The following is an 11,868-nucleotide window of genomic DNA, read 5'->3' on the forward strand; positions in this document are numbered from 1 at the left end:
ACAAGGTATGTTGCTAAAACGCCCGGTGATGCCGGGCGTTTTTATTAGGATGAGAGCTGGAATCGAATAGACATGAACCACTATTGGTTGGATTCCGCGTCTTCACGTTTAATCACTTTGTGCCCATCTTCAGACACGCCTTGCTTCCAATAGCTGCTGATGTAGATATTCTCGCGATCGACTTCTTTCTCATTGCGGAAATATTGGCGCAGCGCACGCATTGAATCGAACTCACACGCACACCATATCGAAGCGTTACCATCTAACCACTCGAGTTCGCGAACGCTATCAGCCAAGGCTTGCCCTTCGGTTAACCAAATCAACTCCATGCCTGCTGGCGCATGTAGGGGTTGGATGTCGGCTGGAGACATCACGCTGATCACTGCATAGCCTTTGGCCTCTTCTGGCAACGTACGAACTTTCGCAGAAAGCGCTGGAAGTGCCGTCATATCGGCAGCCATGAAGAACCAATCCGCCTCCGTATTTAAGTTGGAGATGCTACCCGGCCCCACGATGCTGATCGTGTCGCCTTTTTGCGCGGCCATTGCCCAACGTGCTGCAAATCCGCATTGCAGATCTTGCGTTACGTGTCGGACGAAATCCACTTCGATTGAGCTGGTTTCTGGATGAAAGCGTCGAATTGTGTAAGTGCGCATGATTGGTCGGTCGTCTTCTGACAGGATGCTCAGATCCGAGCCACCCATATCGTTAAACAGTAATTTGATGTAACTGCCTTCGCAGTCACGAGGAAAGTGGCTCAGCGCCTCACCTTGCAAGGTAATGCGCTGCATGTTTGGAGTAATTGTCTCTGTGTCTGTGACAACAATCGTTTTAGGTTGAGGCTTCTTCTTCATCTTTGACTCTACTCGATAATTATTCTCTTTCTCATTTAAGGTTATCAAGATCTCTCATAAGAGGGTAGTGTCTTTATATAAATTTACACTGTGAATTGAGCTGGATTATTGGAGTATTGCAGTGGTACTGGGGGCTGGGGCGAGCAAAATACGTAGAAAAAATAAGAAAGGGCACGCCAACATGCCCTTTCGAACTTAACGATGTAAAGGCTTACTGAGTCTGCTCAAGTAAATGTGTTTTTAGGAATCTATCCATCGCTTGGTAACCATCAAGACGGTTCTCCAAAGAGCGGAATCCGTGCCCCTCATTTTCCTTCACGATGTATTCGACCTCGACGCCTCGTTCGCGCAGTGCATCAACGATTTGGTCTGACTCGCTCTTCACCACGCGTGGATCTTGTGCACCTTGTAGGACCAATAAGGGTGCCTTAATTTGGTCGACATGGAACACTGGTGAGTAGGCTTTCATCATTTTCGCATCTTCAGGATCATTCGGATTGCCTACTTGCTCGTGTAACATTGCAAGGAATGGTGCCCAATAAGGTGGAATGGAGTCCATAAAGGTAAATAAGTTAGATACGCCAACGTAGTCGATTCCGCACTTATATAAATCAGGAGTGAATGTCACCCCCGCCAGAGTTGCGTAGCCGCCATAAGAGGCACCATAAATACATACGTTGCCATCTTGTGCGTAACCTTGTTCGGTAGCCCATTTGACACCGTCGGTAATGTCATCCTGCATGGATTGTCCCCATTGCTTAAACGACTTCTCCCAAAACTCGCGACCATAACCAGTTGAGCCCCTGAAGTTCATTTGCAGCACTGCGATACCGCGGTTAGCGAATAATTGCACCTCAGGCTGAAATCCCCAGTGATCACGAGCCCATGGACCACCGTGCGGGAGCACAAGCAAAGGCAGATCTTTGGCTTCTCGACCCTTCGGCAGCGTTAGGTACCCATGAATGGTATCTCCATCGCGAGCGGTGTATTGGATAGGCGTCATCTTCGCCATATGTTCTGGCTTATGCCATGGAGCGTTTTCTGCCAATTTCTCCAATTTGTCTGCTTTACGATCGTAGAAGTAGTAATTTGGTCGATCGACATCGCTGTAGGTGACGACAATCATTTTACTTTCATCTCGCGTCGCACTGGTTACAGAAATTTCTACATTTGGCAGTTTCTCTGAGAGGCGTTCGAAGGTTTGTTGGTAGGAATCATCTAAGAAGTGATAGTGGTTTTTATCTGTCACGTAAGAGACTGAAACCAGCTTATTAAGCGCTTCAGAGTAATGAGCGCTATTCACGTCAACTTCCGGATGAGAGAAGATTTCTCGTATTTCTTTATTGGCTTTTACATCGTATTCAACGATGGCTGATTTATCACGCGTAATTCGTGATGCCACATATAAGTTTTTGTTGTCCGGCGTGAATGAAATGGGGCTAAAGCTCTCTTTGAAAGTGAGATTCTTTAGCGGCTTAAATTCATCTTCAACCGTATCGCGATATAAAACGGAGGTATTAACACCATCTGATGTGGTGATGACACGAATGTTGCCATCGTGATCGGTACCCCATGAGCGCACATTGCCCGGGTTTTGCGCGACGAGAGTATTTTCGCCTGTTTTTAGATTATGTCGATAAACATCAAAGACTTGTGGGTTACGCTCGTTACTCGAAATCAAAATGTCATCGGGTTGATTGTCTAGCGTGTCGATAACGTATGCCACAACACCGGATGTCGGTGTGATGGTTTTCTCTTCGCCTGTTTTGACATTAACCGTCACGAGATAAAAGTTCTCATCTCCTCCCGTATCACGAGAGTAAATTACGGTGTCTTCGCCAACCCAGTAGTAGTATGCGATGTCGCGCCCTGTTACGGATGTGACGCGTTTTATCTGATCGGGGTTATCTGTGGGATAAACAAAGACGTTCTTACGGTCTTGCCATGGCTTCATCATTGAGATGTAGTCACCAGCAGGAGAGATTTGATAGCTAGAAACTTCGCTGTTTTTAAAGAAATAATCCACTGGATACTCGGGTGGAATCATTTCAGCATTGGTTGTGGTGGATGTTTGACTGCAACCCGCCAATAATAATCCAAAAGTGGCAGCAAGAATAAGCTTGCGAGTGTGCATTGTGTAACGCTCCTTGTGTAAAGGGCCTTAAGCTCATGAGCTTTTGGCCAGGGTGATAGATTCATCGCAGTTACTGCGAGCAAGCAACGAACATTAAAATAGCTGTGGCTTATGATTAGTGTGCTTTTAATAAATAGCGCATTGCTTCGCTACTATGACCCTGGCATTGTCCAAAAGTGGCGTTAGATTGTGATTATTGATTCAGTATCTACCTGAACTTTGTATTAGATCACGGTTTTACGGCTATTTTGTCTTCTATATCATTGGGATAGTCGACAGCAGTAAAAGCGCTGCCATCCCATAGTTAAACCCTTTTACACGCCTAGATGTGGTCAACCAGCGTTGAAGTTGCATGCCTGCCGCGGTCCAAAATGTTACCGATGGCAAGTTAGCTAAGCAGAAGATACCCGCGATAAAAGTCAGCTCTAGCCATGCGCCACCGCTGCTGTACACGGTAATAGCCGTTAACGCCATCGACCAACCCTTCGGGTTCACCCATTGGAATGCCACCGCCCCTAAAAAAGACATTGGGCGAAAATCGTGTTTTGCTTCGGTTTTGCCGCTCGTGGCGATTTTGTACGTCAAGTACAGCAAATAACTCAAGCTCAATACTTTCAAAATGGAGTGAGTAATCGGGTAAGCGTTGAAGAGACTCATCAAACCAATGCCTACTAAAATCAGCATGGCACCAAAACCGAAGGTAATGCCCAACATGTGTGGAATGGTGCGTTTAAATCCAACATTTGCCCCTGAGGTCATCAACATAATGTTATTGGGACCCGGCGTAAAAGTGGAGACAAAAGCGAACAACGCCAAAGCGCCCAGTTGATGATATTCCATAGATTGTTCCTTGAATCAGTTCTCGATAAGTTGAGAACAACTATAAGTAGAACTGAGGTCAATATTGTGCTTTTATTTGATGATTAGAAACTAAATAAGCAATGAAACATCATCATGGATAGATTTGACGAAAGAATATTGCAAGTGCTCAAACGAGACGGAAGAATCTCCAATGTGGAGCTGTCGGAACGCGTTGGTTTATCTCCGTCTGCAACCTTACGCCGAGTGCAAGATTTAGAGCGTAAAGGCGTGATCAAAGGCTACCGAGCAGTACTGGATAATCAGCAACTTGGCGTGGGTTTTGTCGCTTATGTGTCGATTGGTTTGGCCTCGCACTCTAAGCAAGCACAGCTTGGTTTTGAAGAACACGTGCGCTTTGTGGATGAAGTGGTGGAATGTCACAATATTACGGGAGCTAATGAATATTTAATACGCGTAGAAACGCAAAGTTTAGCCGCATATAAAGCGTTCCATGCCGATGTACTGGGTGAGTGTGAGCACGTCAAGTCGATCACAACCATGGTGGTAATGGACACACCGAAAGACGAACGTTAGTCGGTCAAGAGTGGCATGGTTTTGTGGCACATGAATTTGAAGTGACTCGAAAGAGTCAGTCGAGTATGAGATAAGTACACAACAAATGCTGGAAAGCAGATGGCACTCTTACAATTTCCACCTTTATTCTCACCTTCGAAATAATCTCATCCTGCTAGTTTTGCTTAAACCGCTTGTGTTCATGAGCGGCGAGTCAGCAAATTTAAGGATGAACGATGAAATCACATGTAACACTTCCTCTTTTGAGCTTAAGCGCTGTTGCCGCATTGAGCTCATTTAACGTCAACGCCCACGGCTGGGTAGAATTTCCAAGTGCTCGTCAGAATACGTGTTATCTAGACGGTGGTTTTTGGACCAATGAGATCCCCAACCAAGCGTGTAAAGCGGCTTTTGAAGAATCTGGTGCTTACCCGTTTGTGCAACGCAGTGAAATTGCAGCAAACGTACCAAATTACCGAGATATGGAGCATGTTAAAGCCGTAGTCCGTGACGGCGAACTGTGTTCTGCTGGAGATGCGGCTAAGAAAGGCTTGAACATTCCTTCTCCAAACTGGCAGCGCACCAATGTTACGCCAGATGCAAATAACCAGATTGAATTGGTGTTTTACGGCAAGGCGCCGCACAACCCATCATACTGGGAATTCTATCTCACCAAGCCGACCTATGATGATTCAAAACCGCTTACTTGGAGTGATTTAGAGCTGATCGACATCGCAGGTGATGTGTATGTTGATGCGGAAAAACGCTACCGTATTCAGGTGACTTTCCCAGCTGAGCGCTCGGGCGATGCGGTGCTTTATACTCGTTGGCAGCGCATTGATGTCGCTGGTGAAGGTTTCTACAACTGTAGTGACATTACGTTAAACGGAACAGGTACGACGCCGCCGACTGACCCCGTTGATCCAACCGAACCGGGTAATAATCTGACATCTCTGGGCTACTTTGTTCAGCAAGGTTTTGGACCAGTAGAAGCGGGTGACACCATCCGTTTCCGTACGTTTAATGCGACAGGCAATGAAATTGTTGATATTTCACTGCCAATCAGCGCAAACAATACGACGACTTGGGCGGCAGAAATTGCGGATCAATTTAACGCGCAGCAAACGGGCGATTGGTATGTGGGCATTTGGCATCAAGAGATGAACCACTACATGTTCGATAGTAAGAACGTGAATGCGAACCAAGTATTAGCGCCAAGCGCAGACTTCAGTTATGCGTTGTCACTGATCAAAGCGGATGTACCGCCACCAGTTGAACCAACCAACTTGTGGGACAAGACGGCTGTTTACGACCAAGGTGATGTGGTGACGCACAACGGTAAAGAATGGACTGCCCAGTGGTGGACGTCTGGTGAGGAACCAGGCACAACGGGTCAATGGGGTGTATGGCGTTAAGCCATTTATTCGGGCCCTGATCAATAAAACCCTTCTCATGTGAGAAGGGTTTGTTTTTTCAGTCTAAAACGACCACTTTGGTGGAGTGGTTGTCTTGAAAATCAGAGCACATATCGTTATTCGCTTGCTCTCCACTCGATCCAGTTGAGCATCGCGTAGTCTGCCAGTTTGAGCATCGGAATGTCTTCGTGTGTATCACCGTAGGCATAAATAGACTCAAACTCGTCGAGCGAAAACGCCGCCTTAACGCGCGAGACTTTTCTTTCTAAACTGCAATCACCTTGCTGGTAAAAGCCACTCAGTTTTGGCTGCTCTGAGATCAGTTCACTGCACAGCAAGTGGTAACCGTTCGCTTCACACCAAGGCTTGAGATACGCATTGAGTGATGCCGACACCACCACAATGGTATCGCCTCTGTGTTGATGCCAAGTCAACCTTTCCATCGCTTCTGGCCGTAAGTACAGCGGGATCACTTCATGGGCAAACTGAGCGCCAATCGCTTCAATTTGCTGCGTTTCTTTCCCTGAAAATGCAATAAAACTGCTGAGCGGACGCATAAGACGAGCGGGTAACACTCCGAGTTTGTACAGCGCATAAAATGGCATGATAGCGACCTTTCCTACTCGTTTGCGCAGGCCATAAGCAGAATAGTGGAGGAAAAGGCTAAACATATCCTCTCGGGTGATGGTGCCATCAAAATCAAACAGTGCCAGTGACGGCTTGGTAGTATCGAGCAAATTCAGCGCCTATTTTTCGATTTAAGATCGTTTTGTGTTTATTGATAAAACACTGCCAACCAAATGGTTTCTTGCGTTGGGTCAGTCCAGCTCACTTTGTGTTTGGTATGCGCTGGAATCGTAACGTGATCGCCTGCCTCAAGTCGTGTCACTACACCTGATTCAAAAGTCAGCTCTCCAGTTCCTTTAAGAACCAATACCCATTCATGTTCTTCTTGATCGTACCAGCCACTTTTGGGCGAGGTTTGCCCTGTTGAGACAATGCGTTCTATACGCAGGTTTTTGTGGGTCAGCAGGTCTTCGAACACTTCCTCGTCGAGGTTATTCGGTAAGTCTTTAAACAGGTTCATGGCCTTTCCTTAGATAATGATCAGTCCAAAAGGCGCAAGCAATTGCTCTTGTTGCCAATCACAAATTTTAACACCAAACAGAGAAACGCGGCGAACATCCAGCCCGTCTAGTTCGACATGAGTCAGATCACATTGCTCAACGTTAAAGGTTCCCCATTGTTCTGGCGAGAATTCGCAGCGAGATAAATCCGAGCCTTTAAGAGTTGCCCCCGCGAGGTTCGCTCCGTTCCAACGGTTTTCAAAGAGGTCACATTTTTCTAGTAACACTCGCTCGAAGTTACAGTAGGTGAGGTTGCAGCCAGTAATAAAAGCAGAACAGAAAAACATGGTGTTACTGACGCGATTAGCAAAGTTCGCACCTTGGAAGTTTGCCCCTTTGAGATCGCACTTACGCAGCTCCAAGCCCATACAATTTGCGCCGTTAAACAGGCTCATCGCCAACATACAGTTCGTGAAGCTGGCATCTTTTAAGTTCGCGAAGCGAAAACTACACCCTTCTAGCGCTTTGGATTCGATAAAGCGACAGTCGATGAACTTAGCATCGCGCAGATCGGCATGGTCGAAACTGCACATATAAAAGTGGCAGTTTTTAAAGGTGGCATTCTGAAAATCGTGGTGAGAAAAGTTTTCTCGTTCAAAAATGAGATCGGTTTTTAACATATCTTCTCCTTAGCTGCGAGCAGACTAGCACTCCAAGTGACTGATCTTCCAGAAAAATAACTTCTTGTATTTCAGTGTTTTACAAACCCCTCAAATCGCAATTTTAAGGGGTCAAACGAGCGTTTTAAGTGGGTTGTTTTTTGAAAATAGAAGACGTAGAGGAAGAAAAAAGTTTTTGCTGGCTACGAGCCCTAGCGAGAGGATTCGTGTTTTTGAGTAGGCATGGCTTCTCACACGCACAGTTTGCATTACAGAATTGTATCCGATTTGCATAATTTGTTGATCGGTATGGCGTTTCTCTATACAAAAAACCTATATTTTTCACAAATTGATTTCCATCAAAATAGTAGGGTTTCTATGTGCTAGATTGCGCGCAGCTCAAAAAAATATAGATGCCCGTGTGCTTCAAGGCGCTGAGTTTACTTGAAATCTAAGGCCAGTCAGCAGGCACACCTTTGGGTACGACATAACGAAGCCCTATAAAAGGAAATAAAAAATGAAAAAAACAATCTGCAGTCTAGCAGTGGTTGCTGCACTCGTGTCACCAAGTGTTTTCGCTCATAAACAAGGTGACTTCGTTCTTCGTGTTGGTGCGGCGTCTGTCGTTCCTAATGACAGCAGCGATAAGATTCTTGGTTCTCAAGAAGAATTGAAAGTGGATTCAAATACGCAGCTTGGTTTGACGTTTGGCTACATGTTCACAGATAACATCAGCCTAGAGCTTCTAGCAGCAACACCATTCAGCCACGATATTTCGACAGATTTGGTTGGTAGTGATATCGCGAAAACCAAACATTTACCACCAACGCTAATGGTGCAGTACTACTTTGGCGAGCCACAAAGTAAGTTCCGTCCATACGTTGGTGCAGGTCTCAACTACACCATGTTCTTTGATGAGGGCTTCAATAGCACGGGTAAAGGCGCTGGTCTTTCAGATCTTAAGTTGGATGACTCATTCGGTCTAGCAGCGAATATTGGTGTGGATTACATGATCAACGATCAATGGTTCCTCAACGCTGCTGCGTGGTACGCAAACATTGAAACAGAAGCAACTTACAAAGCAGGTGGAGCGAAGCAAAAAACCGACGTCAAAATTAACCCTTGGGTATTTATGATCAGCGGCGGTTACAAGTTCTAAGAAAAACCAGTAGTTACACGCACATTACTATTATTGGCATGACTTTGGGGGCGGTTACGGGGACTGCCCCTCTTTTTTATCCTCGTTTTGATTGCACATCATTTACTCAACTTAGCAACACGCAAAATTGGATCTTTACCTTGCAGATCATTTTATTGTCCGAAGATCGAAAAGTCCTACACTGATCACATAATTGAACAAGTGGACAATATAAATGAGCGACGACATCGCGAAGCATTCTTCCTCCAGATCTAAGCTGGTAAAAACTCTTTTCTTTACTCTCTGTGTTATCGCATTTGGTGCGATGTATTGGTCTTGGCAGTATTCAGACCGTCATCCAAGCACGGAAGATGCCTACGTTAGGGCAAAAATTTTGTCGGTAGCGCCTCAAGTCAAAGGCCAAGTGGTTTCTGTGGATGTCAAAGACTTCCAATCTGTTAACAAAGGTGACCTACTGCTGAAGATAGATTCACGTCCATATTTGTTGGCAGTGAAGCAAGCAAAAGCGGCATACCAATTGGCGGTCCAGCAACATGACGTTGCCGATAAGCAGGTAACTGAAGCTGTGGCGGGCTTAGATGCGGCGCGCTCTAACCTGACAGAAGCGCAAGTGGAGTACAAACGTACGGATTCTCTAGTGAAACGCAAACTGGCGTCGGACCAAGATTTAGATACGGCGAAAAACAAACTTGCTAATGCCCAAGCGAGCCTAGAGCAAGCGCGTGCGACGGTAGAAAAAGCCATTGCGAACCGTGGTGAAGAAGGCGTAGAGGCTGCGGTTGTTCAACAAGCGGCAGCGCAGTTAGCGCAAGCGGAGCTGAACTTGAGTTACACCGACATTACGTCACCAGTGGATGGCATTGCCGGAGAAATCAATACGCACGTGGGCTCGGTCGTTAGCGTGGGTCAAACGCTGTTCCCTGTGATTTTAAAAGACAGCTATTGGGTACGCGCGAACTTTAAAGAAACCGATCTTACGCATATCAAACCTGGCATGCATGCGGATGTGGTGATTGATATGTACCCAGACGTGGTGTGGAAAGCAACGGTAGCACAACTGTCGCCTGCGAGTGGTACATCGTTCTCCTTGATGCCACCAGAAAACGCAACGGGTAACTGGGTCAAAATCAAACAGCGTTTCCCTGTACGTTTGGCATTAGAAGTACCAGTCGATGCGCCGCAACTTCGCGTGGGTGCGAGCTCAGAAGTCACCATTGATTTGCAAAGTAGCGTGCAATGAGCCATCAAATTACGGCAGACAAACGGGGTATTGCCACCGTCGCCGTGATGCTTTCTGCCATCATGGTGTTAATCGATATGACCGTTGCGAACGTGTCGCTATCGCACATGATGGGCGCGTTGGGCGCAACAGCAGACCAAATTACTTGGGTGCTGACGGGTTACAGCATGGCGGAAGCGATCTTCATTCCGATGACCAGTTTCTGGGTGTCTCGCTTTGGTGAACGCAAAGTCATGCTGGTTGCTGTGATCGGTTTTGTGATTGCCAGTGCGCTTTGTGGGCAAGCACAGTCTCTTGAAGAGATGGTGCTATTTCGCATTATCCAAGGCGCTTTCGGCGCGTCGGTGATTCCATTGGCGCAGTCGACGTTAGTGCAGATTTATCCGTATGAGCAAAAAGGCAAAGCGATGGCAATTTTCTCCATTGGCATTTTGCTTGGTCCTATTCTGGGCCCAGTCGTGGGTGGCGTGATCACCGACAACATCAACTGGCGTTGGATTTTTTACATCAACTTGCCATTCGGTTTGATCTGTACCTCTTTGATTTATCGTTATATCCACATCGACAACAAATCCAAACCTAACTTTGACTGGTGGATCATCGGTTACATGGCGTTAGGTGTGGGCGCGTTGCAGTTTGTGTTGGATAAAGGGAATGAAGACGACTGGCTCGACTCACGCATGATTCAGACGGCGATATTGCTCGCAGTAATGGGATTGGTGATGTGGATCTATCGCAGCTGGAAAACCAAAAGTCCAATAGCGCCATTGTGGCTACTGAAAGACCGAAACCTTATGGTCTCGTCATTGATGATTGCCGTGGTGTCGATGGCGATGTTTGGTCTGACGACTCAACAACCGATGCTGTTGGAAAGCTTGCTGGATTATCCGGTCTCAACCACTGGCTTATTAATGGCACCGCGTGGGTTGGCGTCAGCGGCGATGTTAATTTTGGTGATTAAACTCAATCCGCAATTCGATCCCAGAATCAAAATAGTCTTTGGCTTGAGCTGCATCGGGATTGGTAGTTATTTGATGACGCAATACTCACTGCAGATCGATACATTTTGGATTGTGATGCCGAGTATGATTCAGGGGATGGGGCTTGGCTTAACCTTCTCGACGTTGTCCACCTTGGCGTATTTAACGATTCCGAAAGAGCAGTCTGTCGCGGCTGCGAGTATTTACAATCTGTTCCGTACCATTGGTAGTTCGTTTGGTATCTCTATCGCCACCACGTTCCAATATCGTGATAGTCAGCAGCAATGGCATGCGCTGGGAGAGGGTATAAATCCTTATAATCCTAACTTGCATGACTGGGCGGCCAATCAGGGGCTTTCCATTACCGACCCGGTTGCGTTAGACCAATACCAACAGATGTTGCAGCAGCAATCGCAAATGGTCGCGTTTGTGCACACCTTCCAGCTTGTGGGAGTAATGTTCGTGATCATGATGCCGATGCTGGTTTTCATCCGATCGCGTGAATAACAACAAGTTCAGGTGAACCGTGTAAGAGAACGCCTCTCAAGTTGTGTCAGCTTGAGAGGTGTTTTTTATTGGACGCTGTCAATGAAAGACGGACGTTTACTCAAACGTCACTTCGTCAAAATGCGGATTGGCTTTGAGCGCGCGCATTGCGACTAATTGTTCAGTCGGGAAGGCGGTGTGCTCGCCATCCATATCTAAAAACAAGCACTCTTGTCGCTGCATGTCGTAGCCTGTGTCGAACGCGTTGCCCTGATGAGTTTCACCATTTTTTAGCGTGATCTCGATAGGGAGCTTAAACATACAGGCGATTTCAATAAAATCGTATTGGCTGCAAGTCACCATAGTTTTCTCCTTTCAAACCGACGCAGTATTCAGAAGGTTTGAGAACCGTATCCTTAAATAGAAGACGTTTGATTGAAACTGAATCTTCATCTTACACCTCATTTTGGTCACGAAATAGACATACACGCACGTTTTAA

12 protein-coding genes are annotated in these 11,868 nt (G+C 46.4%); 5 read left to right on the top strand and 7 right to left on the bottom strand.

Features of this window, described 5'->3' with window-relative positions; genetic code table 11:
- Nucleotides 1–80: 80 nt before the first annotated feature.
- The 3 genes from L3V32_RS14315 to L3V32_RS14325 all read right to left on the bottom strand — a co-directional run bounded on the left by L3V32_RS14315 (nt 81) and on the right by L3V32_RS14325 (nt 3,828).
- Nucleotides 81–854 (bottom strand): siderophore-interacting protein, encoded by a 774-nt coding sequence (locus tag L3V32_RS14315; protein WP_031854241.1) that lies wholly within the window; start codon nt 852–854, stop codon nt 81–83.
- 211 nt (nt 855–1,065) lie between these two features.
- Nucleotides 1,066–2,988, bottom strand: a complete 1,923-nt coding sequence (locus L3V32_RS14320; protein WP_237284566.1) for a S9 family peptidase — start codon at nt 2,986–2,988, stop codon at nt 1,066–1,068.
- A gap of 255 nt (nt 2,989–3,243) precedes the next feature.
- Nucleotides 3,244–3,828 carry a LysE family translocator gene (locus tag L3V32_RS14325; RefSeq protein WP_048625534.1) on the bottom strand — a complete coding sequence of 195 codons (585 nt, stop codon included), beginning with the start codon at nt 3,826–3,828 and terminating at the stop codon, nt 3,244–3,246.
- A 114-nt stretch (nt 3,829–3,942) separates the two neighbouring features.
- On the opposite strand from L3V32_RS14325, the gene L3V32_RS14330 reads away from it, so the two are divergent.
- On the top strand, nt 3,943–4,383 hold the full coding sequence (locus L3V32_RS14330) for an Lrp/AsnC family transcriptional regulator (protein WP_029862756.1): 441 nt from the start codon (nt 3,943–3,945) through the stop codon (nt 4,381–4,383).
- A 215-nt stretch (nt 4,384–4,598) separates the two neighbouring features.
- Nucleotides 4,599–5,777 (top strand): lytic polysaccharide monooxygenase, encoded by a 1,179-nt coding sequence (locus L3V32_RS14335; RefSeq protein WP_237284567.1) that lies wholly within the window; start codon nt 4,599–4,601, stop codon nt 5,775–5,777.
- Between the two features lie 116 nt (nt 5,778–5,893).
- Here L3V32_RS14335 and L3V32_RS14340 read toward each other — a convergent pair whose 3' ends face one another.
- Genes L3V32_RS14340 through L3V32_RS14350 form a run of 3 tightly spaced genes read right to left on the bottom strand, consistent with a single transcriptional unit; the run spans nt 5,894 to nt 7,524 of the window.
- The gene (locus L3V32_RS14340) at nt 5,894–6,514 is read right to left on the bottom strand and encodes an HAD-IB family hydrolase (RefSeq protein ID WP_237284568.1); all 621 of its coding nucleotides are present in this window, start codon (nt 6,512–6,514) and stop codon (nt 5,894–5,896) included.
- Nucleotides 6,515–6,552: 38 nt separating this feature from the next.
- Complete coding sequence (locus tag L3V32_RS14345) at nt 6,553–6,864, bottom strand: cupin domain-containing protein (RefSeq protein ID WP_140073536.1); 312 nt, start codon at nt 6,862–6,864, stop codon at nt 6,553–6,555.
- Between the two features lie 9 nt (nt 6,865–6,873).
- Nucleotides 6,874–7,524 (bottom strand): Qnr family pentapeptide repeat protein, encoded by a 651-nt coding sequence (locus L3V32_RS14350; RefSeq protein WP_005391967.1) that lies wholly within the window; start codon nt 7,522–7,524, stop codon nt 6,874–6,876.
- Nucleotides 7,525–8,020: 496 nt separating this feature from the next.
- Between L3V32_RS14350 and ompW the strand changes: the two genes are divergently transcribed.
- From ompW to L3V32_RS14365, 3 genes are all read left to right on the top strand, one after another.
- Complete coding sequence (gene ompW / locus L3V32_RS14355) at nt 8,021–8,662, top strand: outer membrane protein OmpW (RefSeq protein WP_054575255.1); 642 nt, start codon at nt 8,021–8,023, stop codon at nt 8,660–8,662.
- A 214-nt stretch (nt 8,663–8,876) separates the two neighbouring features.
- Nucleotides 8,877–9,902, top strand: coding sequence for an HlyD family secretion protein (locus L3V32_RS14360; protein ID WP_237284569.1), 1,026 nt, complete (start codon nt 8,877–8,879; stop codon nt 9,900–9,902).
- Nucleotides 9,899–11,389, top strand: a complete 1,491-nt coding sequence (locus L3V32_RS14365; RefSeq protein WP_005383288.1) for an MDR family MFS transporter — start codon at nt 9,899–9,901, stop codon at nt 11,387–11,389. Before L3V32_RS14360 ends, L3V32_RS14365 begins: the two co-directional genes overlap by 4 nt.
- A 96-nt stretch (nt 11,390–11,485) precedes the next feature.
- On the opposite strand, the gene L3V32_RS14370 is transcribed toward L3V32_RS14365, so the two are convergent.
- A complete protein-coding gene (locus L3V32_RS14370) occupies nt 11,486–11,731 on the bottom strand; it encodes a Rho-binding antiterminator (RefSeq protein ID WP_005460845.1) in 246 nt (81 codons plus the stop codon).
- Between the last annotated feature and the right edge of the window lie 137 nt (nt 11,732–11,868).

Source organism: Vibrio sp. J2-4, assembly GCF_021728155.1.
Classification (GTDB): domain Bacteria; phylum Pseudomonadota; class Gammaproteobacteria; order Enterobacterales; family Vibrionaceae; genus Vibrio; species Vibrio diabolicus.